This is a genomic window from Cupriavidus sp. USMAA2-4 (genome assembly GCF_001854305.1).
Classification (GTDB): Bacteria; Pseudomonadota; Gammaproteobacteria; order Burkholderiales; family Burkholderiaceae; genus Cupriavidus; species Cupriavidus malaysiensis.
Genome location: NZ_CP017749.1, coordinates 2,747,509 through 2,768,926 on the forward strand (window position 1 = coordinate 2,747,509; position 21,418 = coordinate 2,768,926).

At 70.5% G+C, this 21,418-nt stretch carries 15 protein-coding genes; 7 read left to right on the top strand and 8 right to left on the bottom strand.

The window, feature by feature from the left end; all coding sequences use genetic code 11:
* Positions 1-264: 264 nt before the first annotated feature.
* The 7 genes from BKK79_RS32040 to bcsD form a co-directional block, all read right to left on the bottom strand.
* Positions 265-4,629 (bottom strand): cellulose biosynthesis protein BcsC, encoded by a 4,365-nt coding sequence (locus BKK79_RS32040; RefSeq protein ID WP_232346365.1) that lies wholly within the window; start codon positions 4,627-4,629, stop codon positions 265-267.
* Complete coding sequence (locus BKK79_RS32045) at positions 4,605-5,900, bottom strand: endoglucanase (protein ID WP_071039861.1); 1,296 nt, start codon at positions 5,898-5,900, stop codon at positions 4,605-4,607. The genes BKK79_RS32040 and BKK79_RS32045 overlap by 25 nt, the downstream gene beginning before the upstream one ends.
* The gene (gene bcsB / locus BKK79_RS32050; protein ID WP_071039862.1) at positions 5,900-8,236 is read right to left on the bottom strand and encodes a cellulose biosynthesis cyclic di-GMP-binding regulatory protein BcsB; all 2,337 of its coding nucleotides are present in this window, start codon (positions 8,234-8,236) and stop codon (positions 5,900-5,902) included. The genes BKK79_RS32045 and bcsB overlap by 1 nt, the downstream gene beginning before the upstream one ends.
* Positions 8,237-8,303: 67 nt before the next feature.
* Positions 8,304-10,532 carry a UDP-forming cellulose synthase catalytic subunit gene (bcsA, locus tag BKK79_RS32055; protein ID WP_084085445.1) on the bottom strand — a complete coding sequence of 743 codons (2,229 nt, stop codon included), beginning with the start codon at positions 10,530-10,532 and terminating at the stop codon, positions 8,304-8,306.
* Positions 10,529-11,305: a cellulose biosynthesis protein BcsQ gene (gene bcsQ / locus BKK79_RS32060; RefSeq protein WP_071020616.1), complete on the bottom strand. Its 777-nt coding sequence runs from the start codon at positions 11,303-11,305 to the stop codon at positions 10,529-10,531. The genes bcsA and bcsQ overlap by 4 nt, the downstream gene beginning before the upstream one ends.
* Positions 11,302-12,021, bottom strand: a complete 720-nt coding sequence (gene bcsP / locus BKK79_RS32065) for a cellulose biosynthesis protein BcsP (protein WP_071039863.1) — start codon at positions 12,019-12,021, stop codon at positions 11,302-11,304. The genes bcsQ and bcsP overlap by 4 nt, the downstream gene beginning before the upstream one ends.
* A gap of 77 nt (positions 12,022-12,098) precedes the next feature.
* Positions 12,099-12,554: a cellulose biosynthesis protein BcsD gene (bcsD, locus tag BKK79_RS32070; RefSeq protein WP_083384558.1), complete on the bottom strand. Its 456-nt coding sequence runs from the start codon at positions 12,552-12,554 to the stop codon at positions 12,099-12,101.
* A gap of 335 nt (positions 12,555-12,889) precedes the next feature.
* On the opposite strand from bcsD, the gene BKK79_RS32075 reads away from it, so the two are divergent.
* Entirely contained in the window at positions 12,890-13,381 is a 492-nt protein-coding gene (locus tag BKK79_RS32075; RefSeq protein WP_071020606.1) for an Rrf2 family transcriptional regulator, read from the top strand.
* A gap of 27 nt (positions 13,382-13,408) precedes the next feature.
* Here the strand turns inward: BKK79_RS32075 and BKK79_RS32080 are convergent, their stop codons facing one another.
* On the bottom strand, positions 13,409-14,254 hold the full coding sequence (locus BKK79_RS32080) for an EAL domain-containing protein (protein WP_197523999.1): 846 nt from the start codon (positions 14,252-14,254) through the stop codon (positions 13,409-13,411).
* A 698-nt stretch (positions 14,255-14,952) separates the two neighbouring features.
* Between BKK79_RS32080 and BKK79_RS32085 the strand changes: the two genes are divergently transcribed.
* From BKK79_RS32085 to BKK79_RS32110, 6 genes are all read left to right on the top strand, one after another.
* Positions 14,953-15,816 carry a transcriptional regulator gene (locus tag BKK79_RS32085; RefSeq protein ID WP_071020600.1) on the top strand — a complete coding sequence of 288 codons (864 nt, stop codon included), beginning with the start codon at positions 14,953-14,955 and terminating at the stop codon, positions 15,814-15,816.
* A 199-nt stretch (positions 15,817-16,015) separates the two neighbouring features.
* Positions 16,016-17,092 carry an acyltransferase family protein gene (locus BKK79_RS32090; RefSeq protein ID WP_071039864.1) on the top strand — a complete coding sequence of 359 codons (1,077 nt, stop codon included), beginning with the start codon at positions 16,016-16,018 and terminating at the stop codon, positions 17,090-17,092.
* A gap of 272 nt (positions 17,093-17,364) precedes the next feature.
* Positions 17,365-18,603, top strand: coding sequence for a GTP cyclohydrolase II (locus BKK79_RS32095; protein ID WP_071039865.1), 1,239 nt, complete (start codon positions 17,365-17,367; stop codon positions 18,601-18,603).
* Positions 18,600-19,904, top strand: a complete 1,305-nt coding sequence (locus tag BKK79_RS32100; protein WP_071039866.1) for a URC4/urg3 family protein — start codon at positions 18,600-18,602, stop codon at positions 19,902-19,904. The genes BKK79_RS32095 and BKK79_RS32100 overlap by 4 nt, the downstream gene beginning before the upstream one ends.
* 116 nt (positions 19,905-20,020) lie before the next feature.
* Positions 20,021-20,689: a uracil phosphoribosyltransferase gene (gene upp / locus BKK79_RS32105; protein ID WP_071020589.1), complete on the top strand. Its 669-nt coding sequence runs from the start codon at positions 20,021-20,023 to the stop codon at positions 20,687-20,689.
* Positions 20,689-21,414 (top strand): TetR/AcrR family transcriptional regulator, encoded by a 726-nt coding sequence (locus BKK79_RS32110; protein ID WP_071039867.1) that lies wholly within the window; start codon positions 20,689-20,691, stop codon positions 21,412-21,414. Before upp ends, BKK79_RS32110 begins: the two co-directional genes overlap by 1 nt.
* The last annotated feature ends 4 nt before the right edge of the window (positions 21,415-21,418 follow it).

Consider the following 21,418-nt stretch of genomic DNA (forward strand, 5'->3'; position numbering starts at 1 on the left):
TTCGATGATCCGCGCCGGCGCATGTGACGCCGGATGCAGGCGGACGGTGTGCAAATCTATGGCAGGAAGATGACGGTGGTGTTACAGAATGCGTTGTCGAGAGGACAAGCAGGGGGCGTATGGCGCGCCTTGCGGCCGCTGGCGTGCCGGCGCCGGACCGCAAGGCGAGGTGATGCGGCAGGGGGAGAGGCTCGGCGAAGCGAGCCGGGGCGGGGCGCGGTCCAGGCCGTGCCCCGCCCCGGCGGCCCCGGGTGCTGCCTTGCCTTAGAAGGGCAGCGGGCCGACCGCAGATTGCGGCGCCGCCGGCGGGAACTGCAGCGGGCCGGTCTGGCGCTGCAGCGCGTAGCGCAGGTAGACGCCGGCGTACCACTGCCGGTAGTCGCGCGCATTGTCGATGCCGAACAGGCCGCCGACGTACATCTGCTGGCTGGCCTGGTACTCCATCGAACCGACCAGGTTGTACGCCAGGCCGGTCTTGGACTGGCCTGGGTAGACCGCGCTGGTGGCGTTGGTCAGGCCGGCCGCGTTGGCGCTGGCCACGGCGCTGTTGGCGGCGGACTGCGCCGCCGCATTGGTCGGGAAGAAGTTGGAGTCGTTCTCGGAGAAGGACTGCACGCCGAGCGCGCCGCGGATGTGGTACGCGATCTTGCCGCTGCGGCCGGACAGCGACATCGGCAGCGTCACGGCGAAATAGCGCTGGGGGCTGAAGTAGCCGCCCTGGCCGAAGGTGAAGTAGCGCAGGTTGTCGGCATAGCCCATCGAGGTGAAGTTGATGCCGCCCATCCAGCGTTGCTCGGGTGTGTCGAGCAGGCGGATGTAGAAACCGCCGCCACCTTCCCAGCGGGTGTTGCGCGCCACGTCGTGGCCGGTCAGCAGGCCGTAGCCGCCGTAGCCGTAGATGCCCAGGGTGCCGTCGTCCCAGCCCAGGTCGGCACGCCCGCTGCTGTTCATCACGCCGCCCCAGCGCAGGCCGGCACGGGTATCCTGCGCGCCGGAGTAGGACAGCACGCTGTCGGTGACCGGGCGCCGCGACGCCGCCAGCGACAGCGTGGTGCGCTGCGTGACCGGCAGGTTGACCTTGACGCCGGCATTGACGTCGGCGTACTGGAAGCCCAGCGGGGTCGAGCCCACGTCGGCATTGATGCGCTCCGACTCATAGGCCACGCCCACCGCCGCGCCGAAGGCGCTCTGGTTGCCGGCCGAGGCGCCGGAGCGCGCCACCAGCGGGCCGGCGCCGAAGCGGTAGGCCGAGTTGTAGTCGGTGCCGACCGAGCCGGCATCGATGGTCACCGGCGTCACGCGCGCCACCAGCTTGCCGTTGCCCGCCGGCATCCTGCCTTCCGCCACCACCTGCGTCTCCATCATCTGGCTCATGCCGGAGTCGCCGCTGCGGCCGCGCAGCATCGGCCCGCCAGCCAGCATCGGGCTGCGCTGCGCCTGGAGGTCCTGCAGTTCCTGCTGCGCGGTGCGCGGCGTATTGGTGTCCGCTTCCTGGCTGTCGTTGTCGGACAGCCAGGGCAGGCGAGACTGGGCGCCGAGCGGCTGGCGCGCGGGCACGGCCACGGGCTGGGGCGCCGCCACCGCGGCGGCATAGGCCTGGGCGGGGGAGGCGTTGGCCGGCAGCGGCGCCGCGGCGGGAGCGGCCGCATAGCCTGCGGCGTAGCCCGCTGTAACCGGCGCCACAGCCGGCGCCGCGGCGGCACGCGTATTGCGTGTGTTGCCTGTGCTGCGGCTCGCTGTGGTTGCGCGGGTGCCGGCGCCAGCGGCCGGGTAGTAGGCGCCCGGTGCCTGCATGGCCTGCTGGGCAGCCTGCTGCTGCGGCACGGGGATGTAGGGCTGGCCGTAACCCTGCTGTGCGTAGGCGGGCGGTGCAGCCGGCAGCGAGGCTGGCTGCATCACCGCTTGCGCGGCCACCGGCGCCGGCATCGGCGCATAGGGTGCGTTCGAGCCCGGTACCGGCAGCTGCGAGGTGCCGCGCTGCCCGGGCAGGCCGACGAAGGGGTTGCCCGGCACGCGGTCGAAGCCCGAGCCGGGGCGCGTCGGCGCCAGGCCCGGCATGGCGGCGCCGGCCTGCGCGGCCGCGGCATTCTCGGCCGCCACGGCGGCGCGGAAATAATCCATGGCCTTGGTCGGCTTGCCTTCGGTACGGTAGAAGCGGCCGGCCTCGGTCAGCACGCGCGGCGACTTGGGTGCCTGCGCCAGCGCCATCTGCAGGATGGCTTCGCCGCGGCTGAATTCCTTGGCGGCGCCGGCCGCGCCTACTGCCGACAGCAGCAGGTCGAGGTTGCGCGGGTCCTTCTCGATCAGGCCCTCGTACAGCGTCAGCGCCTTCTGGCCTTCGCCGGCCTTGGCATACATGCGTGCCAGGCTGCCGCGCACCGCGGCATCGCCCGGCCGTTCGGACAGCGCCGGCGCCAGCGTGTCGTAGGCCGCCACCAGGTCATTGGCCTCGGTCAGCTGGTCGGCCTGGCGCACGATGTAGGCCACGCGCAGCGAGTCGTAGTCGCGCCGCTGCGGCGCGTTCATCGGAGCGTTGAGGAGCTGGCGCAGCAGGCCGGCCAGTTCGACGTCCTGCTTGGTCTTGAGCAGGATGGCGGCGTACTGCAGTTGCACGCCGACATCGGGCTTGGCGGTGCGCCCGATCACGGAGCGCATCAGCATCAGCGCGTGGGTCTCGTCGCCCGCGTCGGCATAGGCCAGCGCCAGCGCGCCGAGCTGGTCGGCATCGCGCTGGGCATAGCGTTCGGCCTGCTGCAGCACGTTCAGCGCCGCGGCCGGCTGGCCGGCGGCGGCCAGGCCGGCGGCACGCTCGGCTTCGGCGTGCACCCACAGCCGGCGCTGCAGATTGCCCATCTCGCGCGTGCGGTTCTGCGGCGGGATGCGCTCCAGCGCATCGAGGCCGCTCTGCCAGCGCCCGGTCTCGGCGGCCAGCAGCGCGCTGGCGAAGAGCACATCGGGCTGGTCGGGATTGGACATCAGCAGTCCGTCCATGACCCCGCGCGCCTGCTCGGGCTGGCCCATGGCGACGTAGGCGCGTGCCACTTCGAGCCGCACCCAGGGGTCGGTCGGGTCGGCCGCCATGGCGTCTTCCATGGCACGGCGCGCGGCCGCCGTGTCGCCGCGGGCCAGGGCTTCGCGGGCCTGGATACGCGCCTGTTCGGCGCGCAGCTTGCCCAGCGAGCCGACCTTGTCCTGCTGCTGCGGCGTCAGCCGCTCCACCACGGCCAAGGCTTCGGCGTTCTTGTTCTGCGCCGCCAGCACGTCGACCAGGCCGCGCGTCGCATCGGGGTTGTCGGGCTGCTGGCGCAGCACGCGGCGGTAGCCGGCCTCGGCCGCGGCGTACTGGCCATCGGTGGCGAGCACATCGGCCAGCGCCACCTGGGCCGCCGGCTGGTTGGCGTCGAGTTTGGTGGCGCGCTCCAGCAGCTTGCGGGCCTCGGCGCGGTTGCCGGCGTCGCGCGCGGCGTTGGCCTGCTCCATCAGCATCCAGTAGTCCGCGCTGTTGTGCGCGCTGCGGTAGCGCGCGCCGGCGCCGCGCCGCTCGGCCTGCTCGAAGAAGTCGGCGGCCTCGGCGAACTTCTCCTGCTTCAGGCGCAGCACACCCATGCCGCCGAGCGCGTCGGCGTCGCCGGGACGCTGGGACAGGGCGTTGCGGAAGGCCGTGTCGGCGCCCTCCAGGTTGCCGGCGTCGAGCGCGCGGAATCCTTCCTGGACCACCTTGCGCACCGGGTCGGCGCTCGGCGCTTCGGCGCGGGCCGCCTGCTGCTGCGCGCGCGCGATCGCGTCGAGCTTGGCGCGCACCGCGGTGTCGTCGGGATGGGTGGCGAGCCAGGTCTGGAACAGCGGTGCGTCGGCCGGGCGGCCGCCCAGCCAGGTCAGGGCGCGGCGCCAGCTCTCGCTGGCCTGGGTGCCGACGTCGGAGCGCTTGGACAAGGCTTCGAGCTGGCGGATGCCCTCGCGGCGCGTGTTCTCGCGATAGGTCAGGTGCTGTGCGAGCGCGAGCTGCGCGCGCACATCGCCGGGGTTGTCGCGCACCAGTTGCTCCAGGCCCTTGCGCGCCTGTTCCCAGCCTTGCGCGGTGCCGCCGAGCGTCTGGTAGTACTCCAGCGCCAGATCGCCTTGCGGCGCGGCGCCGCCGGCAGCCTGCTGGTAGCGCTTGACGGCCTCTTCGGACTGGCCGGCGCGCGCCAGCTGGCGCGCCTGCTCGACCTGCTGGCGCGTGCCGGCGCTGCCGCCGTTGCGGATGGCCTGGTCGAGGCGCCCGGCCAGCGGCGAGTCCGGCTTGGCCTTGCGCAGCCGGTCGAGATAGGTGCGCGCGCTGTCGGCCCGGCCGGCTTCGAGTTCGGCGACGCCCATGCCGTACAGCGCATCGGGCTGGTTCGGGTCCAGGCGCAGGATCTTCTGCCAGGCTTCGATGGCGCGGTCGCTGCGCCCGCGTGCCTGCCAGAACTTGCCCTGGTCGGTCAGCAGCTTGACCGGATCCTCCTGGGCCGCGGCGCTGACGCTCCACATGGCCATCAGGCCGAGCAGCAGCGAGCGCGCGGCCGGCCGCGCCTGGCCACCCGCCGTGCCGGCGCCGGCCTGCCGCCGGCTGCTCATCCGCCTCACTTCGCTGCTGCGCTTCGACATGCTTTTTCCCACTGCAGTTCTAGTTGTCCCGAGGGCGCGAACCGGTAGCGGCCTTCGTCATAGCCGAGGCCGAACAGTCCGAGCACGGTGTCGTAATAGGTTGCCGGCGCGCGCTGCTGGTGCACCGGGTCGGCCAGTCCCTGGGCACGGCTGCGCTGCGCTGCCAGGCCGGACGAGCCGGCCGCGGCCAGGAAGGGCAGCAGCGCCGCGGAGAAGCCGAGCGGGCCCTCGCCCTCGAGCGCGCCGCTGTCGGCGTGCATGCGCTCGGGCGGCGCGGCGAGCCCGGCCATGCGCTGGGCGTGGGGCGCCAGAGCCTGCCGGATGGCACGGCCGGCCGCGTCGGCGCGCGGTGTCATGCCGGACCACAGGTAGACGCGGATGGCGTCGTAGCTGCTGACGTCGCCCTTGACCGCATCGGTGCCGAAGCCGCCCGGGCTGGCATAGGCGGACCAGTCGGGCACGATGCCCTGCCGGGCCACCGCCGTGATGAAGCGCCCGGCCTGCACGGCCAGCGTGGCCCATGGCCCGGCACCGTCGGCGGCAGCCAGGCGCCTCAGCACCGGCACCGGCAGGTAGCTGGCATTGAGGCGCCACTGGCGCGGTGCGTCGCTCTTGGCGTCGCTCCTGGCGCCGCCCTTGCCGTCATCCTTCGCGGCCGAGGCAGCTTCGGCCTTGTCCGCCGGCTTCGGGCCGCCTGTCATGAAGCCTTGCGGTCCCGGCAGCAGCATGGTGCCGAAGCCGGGCAGGCTGCCGACCTCCTGCGCCGCCACCTGCTTGAGCAGGGCGCGCGCGGCCGTGGCGTAGCGGGGTTGTTTCCACAGGCGCGCGCCTTCCAGCAGCGCGTAGGCGAACCACAGGTCGGCGTCGGAGGCGGAGTTGGCATCGATCACGCCCCAGGAGCCGTCGCTGCGGCGGCCCCAGCGCCAGGCCGGCAGCCTGGTGGCGAGATCGCCGGCGCCCAGGTTGGCCACGCTCCATTGCCACAGGCGGTCGAAGGTGGCGCGGTCGTTGGCGATCAGTGCGAACACCATGCCGTAGGACTGCCCCTCCGAGGTGCTGTGCTGCTCGGGCGTGGACGGATCGATGACGCGGCCGTCGTCCTGCACCAGGCGGGCGAGGAACTGGCGGTACAGCGGCCAGTCGCAGGCCTGGGGGGCAACCTGAGCGGCAGCCTGCGCCGGCCGCGGCAGCGCGCCGAGCAGCGGCGCGGCGCCGAGCGAGCCCAGCCAGCCGAGCAGGCGCCGCCGCGCGGCGAACGCAGCGTGCCGCATCAGCCCTTGCCTCCATGCCGCATGGCGGCACGTGCGCGCAGCGTCAGGTACAGCATGGCGCCCAGCAGCAGGGCCGCCAGCCCGATCATCAGCACCAGCGCGTAGGGCCGCTTGGACAGCCACCAGTGTGCATAGGTCCACGGCGGCAGGCGGCCGACGTAATAGTTCTGCTGCGCCGCCAGGCTGTCGATGGTCTTGCCGCGCAGCACCGCCAGGCTGCCTTGCACCTGGGCGAGCTGTTCCGGCGTCAGCAGGGCATCGGTCATCGCCTGCAGCCCCTGCGGCGTGTTGCCGATCACGGCGACCACGCTGCGGCCGCTCTGCAGCGGCGATTCGAAGCCGGCCAGCGCCGCCTGGGTACCGCTGGCGCTGACCGACAGGCGCGCGGCGACGCGCCGGTCGCGCGACAGCTCGGCGCCGTTCCACCAGTCCAGCAGCGTCGAGTAGACCGAGGTCAGCGTGAAGCGCCCTTCGTTGGCGCCCATCCCGACCGGCATGCTGTCGGCCCAGCGGCTGAGCAGCGGCTGGTTCTGCGGCGTGCCTACCACCAGCAGGTCGCGCGAGGCCACGCTCTGCACCTGGGCGGCACCTGTCACGGTCACGCCGGTGGCGGGGTAGCCGGTCGACTCGCCCATGCGGCCGAGCAGGGTCAGGTAGGCGGTATAGTCCTCGGCGCCGGGCTTGTCCGGCAGCACCACGGCCGTCTCGGAGAGATCGGCCAGGCGCGTGAAGGGGAAGCCGCTGTTGCCGAACACAGCGAGGTCGGGCAGGGCGATGAAGTGCGGCAGGCCGGATACGTCGATGGTCGAGTCCGGATCGATGGCGCCCTTGACGTTGTCGATCAGCACGTCCTTGCAGGCGCCCTGCTTGAGGTAGTCGTAGTAGTAGTGGAACTGCAGCTGCGTCTGCGCCGGCAGCTGGAACAGCGGCAGCTTGATATTGGCCGTTTCGGGGATCGAGCCGTCGGGCAGCGCACGCTCCAGCAGCTGCGTGACGCGGCCCTGCTGGTCCTTGACGGCGCGCAGCGGGAAGGCGCGCAGGAAGCGGCCGCCGACGTTGACGTTGAGCGTGGACTTGTCCAGCACCGGGCGCGGCGTGTAACGGTACTTCAGCGCGATCGGCACGCCGTGCCCGCGCCAGTCGAACAGGTCGGGCGGCAGCCGCAGGTTGACGCGCACCAGGTCCGGGTTGTAGCCGGAAACGTTCAGGTCGCGCGTGTTGGCCAGTTCGCCGAAGCGCACCGGGCGGTCGGTGCGCAGCCAGTTGGGCGCGTCATAGGGCTGGCGCGGGGCGATCTGGTCGATCTGGGTGATCGTGGCGGTGCTGCCGGACAGCGCGCGCGCGCCCAGCGCCAGCCCCTGGGCGGCTTTCTTCAGCTCGGCGCTGTCGCGGCCCATCACCAGCAGCAGCTTGCCGTTCGCATCGCCCGGATTGGGCACGATGGCCACCGTCGGGCCCGACACCGGCGGCAGTGCGACGCCGGCGGGGCGTTCGTCGGCGGTGGCGAAGACCACCGCGTTGCCGCTGGCGGGCACCTGGTTCAGTGCCGCCGGGAAAGAAGCACCGCGATAGCCGGCCAGGGCGCCGAACCACGAGGACACCGCGCCGGCGGCTTCCAGCGTGGTGGTCGATGGCGCGCCGGCGAAGACGAAGGGCAAGGTCAGCCGGCGCACGTCACGCCGGTCGAAGAAAGGCAGCGGCAGCAGCGCCAGGTCATTGGCCATGCCCAGCGAGGTGACCGTCAGTTCCAGCACGCTGGCATTGCTGACGGTGGCCCACAGGCTGCTGTGGAAGGGGTCCTCGCAGTCGGTGGTGTAGTGGCCGATCAACTGCAGGTTGAGCCGGTTGAACTCGGTGATCAGCTGCGGCTCGATGGTGATCTCGCGCTCGATCGTCGTGCCCGCCTGTTCCTTGGGCACCGGCAGCGCCGCGGCGACTTCGCCGTTGACGATCACGTTGATATGCGACAGCGCGGGGATCAGCGCCGGGGAATAGGTGTAGCGCAGCTTGAGGCGGGCGCCGGTGACCACCTGGTCGGCGCGCACCGAGAAGGGCACGCCGTTGACGCCGTCGACGCCGCGCAGCTGGAAGGGGTTGTCCGCGCCCAGCTGCTTCAGCGTGAAATTGACCTGTTGCGTGCCGGCGCGCGGCCCCGCGGGCTGGGCCGTGCCATCGGCCGGGAGCGGCGATTGGCGCGAGGCGGCGGGCACGGTGGCGGCCTGGCGCTGGGCGCCGGCAGGGGCCGCGGCCAGCAGGGCCAGTGCCAGCAAGGCGCTCAGGCGGGCGGGCCGCGCGCGTCGTTGCGCGTGCGCGTCGGATGGGCGTCGAATCGTCATCAAGGCTGTCTCTTCTTGTTCCTGAATTCCGTTGTTTTTGGGGGCCGGCCGCGGCGGGCCGGGGCCGTCAGCGCGCGCGCGCCTGCGGTGCGGGCCGGCGCAGCAAGCGGCGCATCTCCCGACCGAGGTGGAACATCACGTTCTGGAATCCCATCACGCCGATGCGCATGATCTGCCGTGCCGCCAGCCGCGGCGCGTCGGGGCGCTTGCGGCCCCATGAGTCGATCCAGGCGTCGGCGCGGGCGAACGTGCACTGCACGAATTCCATCTCCTGGCGCGGCGTCATCTCGTCGAGCGCGAGGCCGGTATGGCTGCGCCCGTGGAACACCACCTTGCCGGTGAAGGCATGCTCGTCCTCCTGCAGGTAGAGCGACACGGTGACCGCGTCGCCCTTCTTCAGCTCGCAGCCGGGCGGCAGCTTGAGGCCGAGGCCGCCTTCGGCGAAGTCGCTGGTCTCGCAGACGATGGTATTGCCGTCGGCCAGGCGCAGCGCAGCCGGCAGGCGCATCGCCACGCGGTGCGATTCGCGGATCTGGCGCGTCTCGGTGGCCACCGCGATCGAAGCGCCCAGGATGATCAGGTTGTACACCGTCCAGATCAGGTTCAGCACCACCGTGGTGGTCTCGACCTCCTGCCAGACGAACAGGCGCATCACGCCCACCGCCAGCCCCAGCAGGTTCAGCAGCAGCATGATGAGGTAGGGGCGCGAGATTTCCCAGTCGAAGTAGGCTTCCTCGATCACGCCGCCCTTCGGTGTCACGTTGAACTTGCCCGCGGCGGGGTTGAGGAAGGCGACCAGGGTCGGGCGCATGATGTACCAGGCCAGCACCGACTCGTAGACCTCGTTCCAGAAGGAATGGCGGAACTGGCCCTGCACGCGCGAGTTGGTCATATTGGCGTGCAGCAGGTGGGGCAGCGCGAAGATGGCGATGGTCAGCGCCGAGGCCTGGATCACGTGCGCGCCGAACAGCAGGTAGGCCAGCGGCGCGGTGAGGAAGACCAGGCGCGGCAGCCCGTAGAAGAAGTGCAGCATCGCGTTCAGGTAGCACAGGCGCTGCGGCAGCGACAGCCCGGGACCGAACAGCGGGTTGTCCAGCCGGCAGATCTGCGCCATGCCGCGCGCCCAGCGGATGCGCTGGCCCACATGGCCCGACAGGCTTTCGGTGGCCAGGCCGGCCGCCTGGGGAATGGCCAGGTAGGCGGTGCCATACCCCTTGCGGTGCAGCTTGAGCGCGGTGTGGGCATCCTCGGTCACCGTCTCCACGGCGATGCCGCCCACTTCGAGCAGCGGGGCGCGCCGGATGATGGCGCACGAGCCGCAGAAGAATGTGGCATCCCACAAGTCGTTGCCGTCCTGGACCAGGCCGTAGAACAGCTCACCCTCGTTGGGCACCTGCTGGAAGGTGCGCAGGTTCTTCTCGAACGGGTCCGGCGAGAAGAAATAGTGGGGCGTCTGCAGCATGGCGAGCTTGCGGTCCTTGAGGAACCAGCCGGTGCAGATCTGCAGGAAGGAGCGCGTCGGGATGTGGTCGCAGTCAAAGATGGCGACGAACTCGCCGTCGGTCTTCTTGAGCGCCTCATTGATATTGCCCGCCTTGGCGTGGCGGTTGTTGTCGCGGGTCAGGTGCGCGACGCCGACCTTCTCGCAGAAGGCGCGGAATTCCTCGCGGCGGCCGTCGTCCAGCACGAACACGCGGATCTTGTCGGCGGGCCAGTCGAGCGACATGGCGGCGAACACGGTCGGCTTCACCACCGAGAGCGGCTCGTTGTAGGTCGGGATGAAGACGTCCACCGTCGGCCAGGTCGAGGTGTCATCGGGCATCGGCACCGGTTTGCGCTTGAGCGGCCAGGCGGTCTGGAAATAGCCCAGCATCAGCACCGCGAAGGCATACAGCTCGGCCAGTACCAGGCCGGTGCCGAAGGCGACGTCGGTCCAGTTGGTGAAGCTCATCGTCTCGGTCAGGCGCCAGTACATGTAGCGGCTGGACGCCGACATGGACAGTACCACCAGGATCAGCGTAGCCAGCCGCCCGTGGATCCGGTTCAGCCACACCGCCATGGCGAAACAGGCGGCGGCGAAGCCGACCTGCTGCCAGAAGTCCAGCGGCACCGTCACCACCAGCAGGAACAGGAACAGCGCGACCACAAGGGCAGCCACGCGTGCTCCCGGGTGGTTCCACAGCGGCAGGCCGACAAAGGTGTTGCCGAAGCCCCGCACGCGCGAGGACAGGCGATCGAACCAGCCGGCGCGGGGTGCCGCGGTGGCGGCTGCGGGAGGGGAGGGCTGGCGCTTCATGCTTCGACTCCGTGCAGGCCCAGCGCCTGGCGCAGCCAGCCGGCGCAGCGCAGCAGGTCCTGGGTGGCCTGGCTGTTGGGGTTGTATTCCAATACGCTGCGGTCGAAGGCCAGCGCTTCCGCCACGGCTTCGTCGCGATGGACCACGCCCAGCAGGCGGTCGCCGAACTGCTGGCGCAGCACCTGCAGCACATCCTTGCCCAGCTGGCGGCTGACATCGACCTGGTTGACCACCACGGCATGGCCCAGATAGTCCGGCCGTCCCTCGCAGTAGGTCTGGATCAGGTCTTCCATCAGCGGCAGCGTGGCATACGAGGCCGCGTCGGCCAGCGTCACGACCACGCACACCTGCGCGCAGGACAGCGCCTGCCGCATATACGGGGAGGGGCCGGGCGGGGTATCGATGATGACCACGTCGTCGCGGCCCGGCAGTCCCAGCAGCTCCAGGTGCGAACGCAGCCAGGCGGGCTCGCCGGCAAGCCGCTGCTCGAAGCTCGAGCGGTCCGCTTCGTTGAGCGCGCCGAAGGGCAGCACCTGCACCGTCGAGCGGCCCCGGAACACGCTTTCGTGCCAGGGCTGGCCGGCCAGCGTGGCACGCGCATGGCCGTCGATCAGCTCGGGCGGCATGCCGAAATGCAGGCGCAGCGCGTTCTGCGGGTCGAGGTCGATGGCGAACACGCGTTGGCCCACCTGTGCCAGGGCCTGGGCGAGATTGGCGGAAAGGGTGGTCTTGCCGACGCCCCCCTTGGCCGACACTACAGCGACGACCTTCATGGGCGCTTCAACCGGTCGAGAAGGGAGCGGCGCAACTGTGCCCGCTCGGCGTCCGGATCCGCGCTGCGGCCTTCCAGGCGCGCGAACACCCGGGTGAGCTCGGTGCCGGACGCCTGGCTGGCGGCATTGGCCGATGCGGCGGCCACGGCGGAGGCGAACTGGGCCGGGGGCGCGACATAGGCCCGCGCCGGTGCCGGCGCGGGCGGCGGCGGCACGGTTGCGCCAGCCAGCCTTTGCTTGAGCGTCAGCCTGGCCGCTGCCGGGGTTGCCGAGGGGGCGGCGGGCTGTGTGGGCTGTGCGGCGCTGGACGCCGGCATGCCTTGCAGGCCCGGGTGGGCGACCGGTGCCGCGGGCGCTGCCGGGATTGCCGGCATGGGCTGCAGCAATGGCGCACCGGCCGGCGGCAGGCCGGCCGTGCGCACCGGCAGCGGCGGCCGCGTCGGGGCGAAGTGGGAGGGCGGCAGTGGTGCCTGGGGGGTGGGTGCCGGAGGCAACTCCGGCTGCGCCGGCGCCGGCGGCTGCCGCAGCATGGCGCCCGCCAGCTCGCCGGGGGATACCGGCGGCACTTCGTCGGGCCGATCCGCCTGGACGGCAGACAGCAGCGGCCAGCGCGCGCGTGCTTGCTGCGCACCCTCGCTGCGGACGATTTCGCGGTAGGAGGTGGTGTCGCCACCGAACCGCTTGAACAATTTTGTCAGGTCGTCGGACTGGCTCATGGTCTTTGGCTGGTCGATAGATTCCGGTGCGGCGCGGCAAGCTCGTGCCGGGCGCCGCCGCCGGAGGCCCGGTCCATTCAGCGCCCGAAACGGAAGGCGACTGTGCCAGTGGCGTCGATCTGCGTCACCTGCGTCAGGGCCAATGCGTCGGAGGAGCCGAGGACGCGGAACCAATGCTGGTAGGCGCCTTCGAGGAAGCCCGGTGACCACGCATCGGCCGACTCGCCAAGCGCCGTCCTGAGCGGGGCGCAATGGTGGTGGATGGTCAGCGTTTCGCCGTTGTCCTCGATCCGGGTCCAGCCCCAGTCGATGCGCAACCACACCTGCGTGAGGGCCTGCTCCAGGTCGGCGACGGTGTCGCAGCGGCCCAGGTCGAAGCGCTCGGCGAACCGCGCGCCGACCCGGCGCATCAGTTCGCGCAGGCTCGCGACATCCAGCGTATCGGCCAGCTCGGATGCAAAAGCGCCAAGCACATCACGCCATTGCGAGGAGCAATGACGTTCCGTCAGATATTGAAGCGTGGACAAAGTCACCCCGTAATTTCCTATTTTGATCTGCAGATCGCTGTTATTGATTTCCTGTTACATTTTCATGCCTTTTACGGTACCGAAGCAATTGCTTTGACCGCACTTTATTCCGATGGGTAACATTGTCCCTTTCTCACAACAACCCCCCGAAATGGTGAGGAAAACCGCCAGATTGCTCTGATAGGATCGCGCCCCTTCGGCGCTTGTCCGGTCCCTTGTCGGGCGGGCCTCCGATACTCCCAGGCAGGGTGTGCGGATTATCTCCGAAGCCGGGCCAGAGGGCGATAAGATGCATCCAGAAGCGATGTTAGACTGGCTCGTCGCTGTCTTGCCCCGATCCCATGAGACTCACGGACTACACTGACTACAGCCTGCGCACGCTGATCTTCGTGGCGGTCCACCCGGACGGGCTGGTGACCATCCAGCAGGTCGCGGACGCCTTTTCCATTCCGAAGAACCACCTGATCAAGATCGTCCAGCGACTCGGGCAGGCCGGTTTCCTGCACACCGTGCGCGGGCGCGCGGGGGGCATCCGGCTCGGGCGGCCCGCCGCGCAGATCCGGATCGGGGATGTGATCCGTGCCACGGAGCCGGATTTCGGCCTGGTCGAGTGCTTCCAGTCCGGCGAGAGCGCCTGCGTGATCACCCAGGTCTGCGGTTTGCGCGGCGTGCTGGCCGATGCCTTGCTGGCCTATTTCGATGTGCTGGACCGCTATACCCTGCAAGACCTGGTCGCCCGTCCGGCGCCATTGGTGCGCTTGCTGTCCGGGGCGGGCGTGTCCGTGCCCCTGCCTGCCAGGCCGGCGCGGCGCATGCCTGGCGGCGAGCCCTGAACGGGGCGGCAGGTCAATCCATTCTGTCTAGTGCAGCCAGCCGCTGGCGAAAGCCGCGGCGGGAAGCGGCTGCGAGAACAGGAAACCCTGTACCTGGCGGCATCCCAGCTTGCGCAGCATCTCCAGTTGCGCAGGCGTTTCCACGCCCTCGGCGACCACCTGCATGTCCAATGCGCGGGCCAGCGCGACCACCGCGGCGACGATGGCGCAGGTCTTGGGCTCCTGAGCGTCGAGCGGTGTCACGAAACTGCGGTCCAGCTTGAGCTCGTGTGCCGCCAGCGCATGCAGGCGCGCCAGGCTGGAGTGGCCGGTGCCGAAATCATCCAGCGCCACCCGCAGCCCGGCGGTGCGCAGCCGGGCCAGCACATCGGCGATGTACTGCGGATCGTGCATCGCGGTCGACTCGGTGAATTCCAGCAGCAGGCGATGCGGGCCGATACCGTGGCGCCGCAGGCAATGCCCGATCTGCGGCAGCAGGTCCGCATTGCGCAACTCGCGCAGGGAAACGTTGACGGCGACCTCGGGCGTGGGAAGGCCCTCGGCATCCCAGGCCGCCAGTTGCCGGCAGACCTCGTCGACCATCCAGTGCCCGATCGACTCGATGTGGCCGCTGCGCTCGGCCAGGGGGATGAACGTATCGGGCAGCAGCAGTCCGAAGCGGGGGTGCTGCCAGCGCGCCAGTGCTTCCGCGCCGACCAGTTGTCCGGTCGCGGTGTCCAGCTTGGGCTGGAAGAAGGCGCGCAGCTCGCCGCGCCGCGCGGCGTGTGGCAGGTCGCGCAGCAAGGCCTGGCTTCCGGCCGCAAGCGCCGTGGTGGCGGGGCGGGTGTTGCTGCGGGGACGGGGGTCCGGGCTCGGCGTGCCGATCGTGTTCACAGGGTTCCGGCCTTGGCGGGGCATGGTATCCAGCGCCACAGAGTTTCTCCAGTGACGAATAAGGCAATGTCCATGCCAAGCCTGCCGCCCGCGGTCGCTGGCCGCGCGCCGGTGGCGGGCCTTTGCCTGCTGCCAGGCGGGTTGCCGTCGCGTGCGCCGCCGCGCATCGGTATCGCGGCGCCGGGGCCGCGCCGCTCCACGGCGGCGGCTCGCTTGCGGCAGTTCCTCGATCCGTTGCGAAAACGTTACGTGTTACGTCGCACGTAACGTAACACTCCTCCTTCAGCGGCCCTCCCGGCGCGCGCCACGGCGGACCTCCACGTGATTTCCCGATAGGCCGGAAACCCAGTCCCCACAAGGCTTTGCGGGTGGCAAGCCGGTTTTTGCGCCGTCCCGCGCGGCGACGCAGGCGCCGATGGCACAGCGATTGCACACCATGCCGGTACCGAGCAGGCACAAAGAGTACGCGTTCCAACGCGTCGACCAATGCAACGGGAGTGAAACGTCGTCAAGACGGATGGCGGCCGGACGGATGCAATCAAGTCCGCCGGGAACGCCGGGCACGGGCGCCTGCGCCCGTGTCCTTGTGGGGGGCGGCTGCCGCAGGCCACGTGCCGGGCGCCGCCGCCTGGTTTTGGGAAGGAGGCCGGAGCCGGCGCAAGCGGCTGCGGCAGCAATCTACGGGGAGAAACAACGTCATGGAAGCACGGGACAAGACTGTGTTCACGGCGGAGCAGCTCGACGCCTACTTTGCGTCCTACGTCGGCATGGAAGGTGGCGATCCGGCTGCCCCGGTCTGGTTCTGCGATGCCACGCCGCATACCTGGGCCGAAGCCCTGGCTGCGCCGCTGGTGCCGCGCGCCGAGCCGACCGCCTGGGACAGCGACTTCCGCGCGCGCCATCACGATGTGATGCAGCGCTGGCAGTCCCACCAGAAGATCGCACGCATCATGGCGTCCGCTCGCGCTGAAGTGTTCCGTCGGCCGCAGAGTGAATGCGACTGGCAGCACTATTTCGATACGCACCTGTTCGCGCCGGGCGGGGCCGAGTTCAAGATGAGCCTGTTTCCGCTGCCGGCCAACCATATCGGTTCGGTGCCCTGGTCGCAGGCATTCCGCGGCCAGCCGGCTCTGGTGCCCAAGCGGCGCTACCTGGACCTGTGCCGCAACGGCGGGCGCTTCCGCTTCGTCGCCGACACCCGCCGGCGCTGGAAGCCCAAGCTGGTGGTCTGCTTCGGCGAGCGGCACCGGGAAGATTTCGTGCAGGCATTCGGTCTCGGGCACGTGCACGCGAGCGAGCACGTGCTGCAGCCGGCCGACCAGGCCAAGACGCTCTACATGGTCGAGCACGACAACACCACCTGGATCATGTGCGCGGCGCTGGCGGGCGCCGCCGGCATGACCTCCGACGTGCTGCTGGATGCCTTGGGCGCCTTCATCGCGCCGTGGCTGGAGCAGGCCGACTTCGCGCGCTGCGGTGGGCACTGCGGCCGGGCCGCGGCGGTGTCGCCGCAGCGCCGGCTGCCGGAGTCGAGCTGGCTCGGAGCGCTGCGGGCGGCCTGAGCCTCCCGGGCGGCGGCACGCGCGGCCGGCCGCCGCCGACCCGGTCGCCAAGGCGGCAACCGTGATCGCGCCCGCGCTGCGCCGGGCCTAGCTGGCGCGCACGATGTGCACGGGACGGCGCTTGCCACTGGCGGGGTGGCAGGCTTGGGAGTAAAATCGCTGCCTTCGCTCTTCCGGCAGTCCCCCCTATAACATAACAATGAGCCCCCGTTCTTCGCGCTTGGCGTGCATCGATGCACTCAAGGCGGTCAGTTCGCAGCTGATTGTTCTGCATCATCTCGCCTTCTACGGTCCGATGTCCGATGCGGCGCACGTGCTTGCGCCCGGCGTGCTCGACTGGCTCTCCCAATACGCCCGCATCGCGGTGCAGGTCTTCCTGGTGGTCAGCGGCTTCCTCGCCGCGCGCAGCCTGGCACCGGGCGGCGAGCTGCTGGTGCAGCGCCCGCTGGCCGCCTTGTGGCGGCGCTACCAGAAGCTCGTGGTGCCCTATAGCGTGGCCATCGTGCTGGCCATCGCCGGGGCGGCGGTGGCGCGCCACTGGATGCACCACGATTCGATTCCCGCGGCGCCGCACCTGCGCCAGTTCATCGCCCACGTGTTGCTGCTGCACAGCCTGCTCGACGTGGACGCGCTGTCGGCCGGCGTCTGGTACGTGGCCATCGACATGCAACTGTTCGCGCTGCTGCTGGCGCTGCTGTGGGCGGCCCGCACCATCGGCGCCGGTGCGCGCGGCTTCGGCATCGTCCTGGTCGTGGCGATGGCGCTGGCCTCGCTGTTCTGGTTCAACCGCGATGCCGCCTGGGACGTCTGGGCGGTCTACTTCTTTGGCGCCTACGGGCTGGGTACGCTGGCCTACTGGGCGTCCAGCCCCGGGCGCCCGGCGCTGCCCCTGCTGCTGCTGGGGGCGGTGGCCCTGCTGGCGCTGGCGGTGGACTTCCGCCTGCGCATCGCCCTGGCGCTGGTGGTGGCCTTGCTGCTCGGCGTGGTGCGGCGCCAGGGTTGGCTGGAGCAATGGCAGGGCGGGGCGCTGCTGGCCTGGTGCGGGCGCGTCTCCTACTCGGTATTCCTGGTCCACTTCCCGGTCTGCCTGGTGGTCAACGCCTTGTTCTTCCATTTCCTGCCTGGGCGGCCGCTGGCCAATGCCTGCGGCATGGTGCTGGCGTGGGCGGCCAGCAACGTTGCCGGGGCGCTGTTCCATCGCTATGTCGAGGCCGCCGGCCTGACCGGGCTCTTGCGCGCGCGCTGGATGCTCTGGCGCAGCGGCCATGCGGCCTGACCGGCGGCACGGGGCGCACGGGGCGCACGGGGCGCACAGGGTCGATCGTGCGAGCGGCACCCATGGGGTGCCGCTTTCTCATGGTGCCGTGCACCGCGCCTGATGCCCGCCGGCCGTCCGGCCGTGGCCCGTCCTGCACCTAGGTGGTGCGCGGATGGCGTGTGCTGCGCCTCACACAGGGCTGAAATCGAGGTTGGGAGATGGCACGAAGGTTGCCTAGTATGGAAGCGTAAACCTGACCATTTGGTCAGGATTTCCTTACCGAGGCCGTCATGTCCGACCACATCGTCCTGACTTCGCACGCCCGTCGCGGCAAGCCCGCCGAGCCGATCTGCTGGGGGGCGCCGACCGCCACGGAGCGCGGGCCTGTGATCGCGAGCCTGACCAATCCGGCGCACCGCAACGTGATCGGGACCCATGGCGGTGCCTATGCCGTCTATCGCGCGCTCGCGGTGGCGTCCGGAGCGCTGCAGCGCGACCACCGGCCCGATTTCACCGACACCGCGCCCGCGGTGCCGGTCGGACCGCATCCGCAATGGAGCGACCCGGACAAGATCGTCTCGCTCGATCCCTGGGGCCACCTGGTTGCGACGGCCTTCGCCGAGCGCATCGCGGCCGGCATCGACGTACGTCCCACCATCGCCATCACGCGCGCCCACATCAATATGCCGGAGCTGGTGGCGGCGATCGCCGCGGGGCGGCTCAAGCCGGATGGCAGCATCCTGTTCGCGAACGGCGACGTGCGCGTGACCAAGGCCGCCATCGATCCGGTCTGGCACCTGCCCGGACTGGCGCGCCGTTTCGGCATCAAGGAAAGCATGCTGCGGCGCAATCTGTTCGAGCAGACCAGCGGCATGTTCCCGGAGCTGGTGACGCGGCCGGACCTGAAGGTTTTCCTGCCGCCGATCGGTGGCATGACGCTCTATTTCTTCGGCGACCTGGAGCGGCTCGGCGATCCCGGCACGCGCGTGGCGTGCCGCGTGCATGACGAATGCAACGGCTCGGACGTGTTCGGCTCCGACATCTGCACCTGCCGCCCCTACCTGGCTCACGGCATCGAGGTCTGCATCGAGATGGCGCAGCAGGGCGGAGTCGGGCTGGTGGTCTATAACCGCAAGGAAGGGCGTGCGTTGGGCGAGGTCACCAAGTTCCTGGTCTACAACGCGCGCAAGCGGCAGGCCGGCGGCGACCGCGCGGAAACCTATTTCGCCCGCACCGAATGCGTGGCGGGCGTGCAGGACATGCGCTTCCAGGAACTGATGCCCGACGTGTTCCACTGGCTGGGCATCCGCCGCATCGACCGCTGGGCCTCGATGAGCAATATGAAGCACGGTGCGCTGGTGGCACAGGGCATCGAGGTGGTGGAGCAGGTGCCGATACCGGAAGAATTGATCCCGGCCGATGCCAGGGTGGAGATCGACGCGAAGGTGGCGGCCGGCTATTTCACGCGGTATACGCCGCCCGATGCCAGCGAACTGGCGCTGGCCAAGGGCAGGGGGTTGGAAGAATGAACGCTTTTCCGGAAGGGGATCTGGCGGGGGCCGGCGGTGCGGACGCAGGGAGCGGCTGGCTCTGTCCGCTGCCGGAGGGGCATCCCGCGGCAGCGCTGCTGAGCGCGCGGGCCGTGCGCAAGCATTGTGCCGAAGTGACGCGTTTCGTTGCCTCCGGGGAGTCGGCGCTGTTCAGCTGGCACCCGGAACGGGTGCCGGAAATCGCGGACTACGTGAGCGCGACCATCCGGCGCCGCTATCCGGACCTGGTCGTGCCCTACCATAGCCGCTGGCGCCATTTCGAGGCCGGCGGGCCCGGCGAGACCGTCGACCGCTGGCGCATGCTGTGCGAGCGCGCCGGCCTGAACGGGCCGGAGCAGCGCGAGGAGCGCGCCCGCATCGGCATCGACCTGGTGATTCCCAGCGTGCTGCTCGACGCCGGCGCCGGGCCAGACTGGCGCTACCGGGATTCCGCCAGCGACCAGATGCTGAGCCGCTCGGAGGGACTCGGCGTGGCCAGCTTCGACCTGTTCGCCCGCGGCGGCTTCTCCGCCGCGCTGGGCGACCCGCTGCGCGCCGATGCCGAGCGGCTGATGCGCATCGACGTCTCCTCCATCGCCAGCGCCTTCCAGGTCGCGCAGCATAATCCGCTGGTCGGCCTGGACGGCCGCGCCGGCCTGCTGCGGCGCCTGGGCGAGGTGGCGCAGGCCACGCCGGCCGTGTTCGGCGCGCCGGCCCGGCTCGGCAACCTGTTCGACTACCTGCGGGCGCATGCCAGCGATGGCCGCATCGAAGCCGGCTTCGTGCTGCGTACCTTGCTGGTGGCCCTGGGGCCGGTGTGGCCGGGGCGCATGGTGCTGGATGGCGTGCCGCTGGGAGACTGCTGGCGGCACGCCGCCGCCGCCGGCGGCCTGGTCCCGCTGCACAAGCTCACGCAGTGGCTGACCTATTCGATGCTGGAACCGCTGGAGGATGGCGGGCTGACGGTGACCGGCCTGGACGCGCTGACCGGCCTGCCGGAGTACCGCAACGGCGGCCTGCTCTACGACTTCGCGCTGATGGTGCCGCGTGACCCGGGCTTCGCCGGGCACGCCCACACGGTAGGCGAGCCGGCCATCGTCGAATGGCGGGCCTTGACCGTGTCGGGCCTCGACCTGGTGGCGCAGGGCGTGCGCGATGCGCTCGGGCTGTCGGCCGAGGCCTTCCCGCTGGCGCGCGTGCTGGAGGGTGGCACCTGGGCGGCTGGCCGGCGCATCGCCGCCCAGCGGCGGCCTGGCGGCCCGCCGCCGTTCTCCATGATCAGCGACGGTACGGTGTTCTGACGCGGGCGCGCGGCAGGCGGGCGGGCAGCCGCAAGGCTGCCTGCGCCGGCCGTTGCCGCCGCGTCCGCGGGCCTGTCTCGTGGTCCCCGTCTGCAACCTGCCCCAGGAGCGACAATATGAACGACATCTCTTCAGCGACCCGGCTCGAAGGCGCCGCGCCCAATGTGCTGGTGGTCAGCCATCCGCTGGTCCAGCACAAGGTCACGCTGGCGCGCAGCGAGGAAACCACCACCGACAATTTCCGCCGGCTGGTGCGCGAGATCAGCCAGTTGCTGACCTATGAGGCCACGCGCGACCTGGCCATGGAGACGATCGACATCAAGACGCCGATCGCGCCGATGCGCTCGCCGGTGCTGTCCGGCAAGAAGCTGTGCCTGGTCTCGATCCTGCGCGCCGGCAACGGATTCCTCGATGGCATGCTCGAACTGCTGCCGGCCGCCCGCGTCGGCCACATCGGCCTGTACCGCGATCCGGAGACGCTCGAACCGATCGAGTACTACTTCAAGATGCCCGAAGACATCCACGAGCGCCTGGTGATCGTGGTCGACCCGATGCTTGCCACCGGCAACTCCGCCGTGGCCGCGCTCAACCGGCTCAAGGAGGCCGGCGTCAGCGCGCTCAAGTACGTCTGCCTGATCGCCTCGCGCCCGGGCCTGCGCGCGCTGCAGGCGGCGCATCCGGACGTGGCCATCGTCACCGCGGCGATCGACGAGACGCTCAACGAGCACGGCTACATCGTGCCGGGGCTGGGCGACGCCGGCGACCGCCTCTACGGTACCCGCTGATGGACCTCGCGGCCACGGCGGATGGCCGGCTGCCCCCGAGCGCGGCCGGCGCGGCGGGCGGGGGCCGCATCCGCCAGGAGAACGAGGCGCGCATCCTGCGTGCGGCGGAATATGTATTCGCGCGGGCGGGATTCGCCGGCGCCACCATGGCCGACATCGCCGTGCGCGCCGGCGTGCCCAAGTCCAACCTGCACTACTACTTCCGCACCAAGCAGGCGCTGTACCGTGCCGTGCTGTCCCACACGCTGCGCCTCTGGCTGTCGGAAACCGACATCATCGATGCCGCTACGCCGCCGCGGCGCGCGCTGGAGCAGTACATCCGCGCCAAGATGCGGCTGTCGGCCAGCTACCCCGACGCGTCGCGCGTGTTCGCCAACGAGCTGCTGCACGGCGCGCCGGAGATCGCCGACGTGCTGGGTGGCGCCTTGCGCGCGCTGGTGGCGCGCAAGGCCGAGGTGATCCGGCAATGGGTGGCCAGCGGGCAGATGGCGAGCGTTGATCCGCAGCACCTGTTCTTCACTATCTGGGCCGCCACCCAGACCTATGCCGATTTCGAGACCCAGGTGTGCGCCGTGCTCGGCGTGAGCCGGCTCGGTGCACGCGAGTTCGAGCGCGCCACCGACCACCTGGTCGGGCTGTTGTTGCGCGGCTGCGGCCTCCCGGGCGACGAAGGCGGTGCCGCCATGGCGCCGGCGGAAGGGGAGCGCGGCGACCACGGGGCCTGAACGA

Excerpts from the sequence above, each read along its gene's own strand:
- BKK79_RS32075 (WP_071020606.1), top strand. The coding sequence starts at position 12,890 with ATGAGACTCACGGACTACACTGACTACAGCCTGCGCACGCTGATCTTC.
- BKK79_RS32110 (WP_071039867.1), top strand. The coding sequence starts at position 20,689 with ATGGACCTCGCGGCCACGGCGGATGGCCGGCTGCCCCCGAGCGCGGCC.
- BKK79_RS32045 (WP_071039861.1), bottom strand. The coding sequence starts at position 5,900 with ATGCGGCACGCTGCGTTCGCCGCGCGGCGGCGCCTGCTCGGCTGGCTG.
- bcsQ (WP_071020616.1), bottom strand. The coding sequence starts at position 11,305 with ATGAAGGTCGTCGCTGTAGTGTCGGCCAAGGGGGGCGTCGGCAAGACC.
- upp (WP_071020589.1), top strand. The coding sequence starts at position 20,021 with ATGAACGACATCTCTTCAGCGACCCGGCTCGAAGGCGCCGCGCCCAAT.
- BKK79_RS32040 (WP_232346365.1), bottom strand. The coding sequence starts at position 4,629 with ATGTCGAAGCGCAGCAGCGAAGTGAGGCGGATGAGCAGCCGGCGGCAG.
- BKK79_RS32100 (WP_071039866.1), top strand. The coding sequence starts at position 18,600 with ATGAACGCTTTTCCGGAAGGGGATCTGGCGGGGGCCGGCGGTGCGGAC.
- bcsP (WP_071039863.1), bottom strand. The coding sequence starts at position 12,021 with ATGAGCCAGTCCGACGACCTGACAAAATTGTTCAAGCGGTTCGGTGGC.
- BKK79_RS32085 (WP_071020600.1), top strand. The coding sequence starts at position 14,953 with ATGGAAGCACGGGACAAGACTGTGTTCACGGCGGAGCAGCTCGACGCC.
- bcsB (WP_071039862.1), bottom strand. The coding sequence starts at position 8,236 with ATGACGATTCGACGCCCATCCGACGCGCACGCGCAACGACGCGCGCGG.
- bcsA (WP_084085445.1), bottom strand. The coding sequence starts at position 10,532 with ATGAAGCGCCAGCCCTCCCCTCCCGCAGCCGCCACCGCGGCACCCCGC.
- BKK79_RS32090 (WP_071039864.1), top strand. The coding sequence starts at position 16,016 with ATGAGCCCCCGTTCTTCGCGCTTGGCGTGCATCGATGCACTCAAGGCG.
- BKK79_RS32095 (WP_071039865.1), top strand. The coding sequence starts at position 17,365 with ATGTCCGACCACATCGTCCTGACTTCGCACGCCCGTCGCGGCAAGCCC.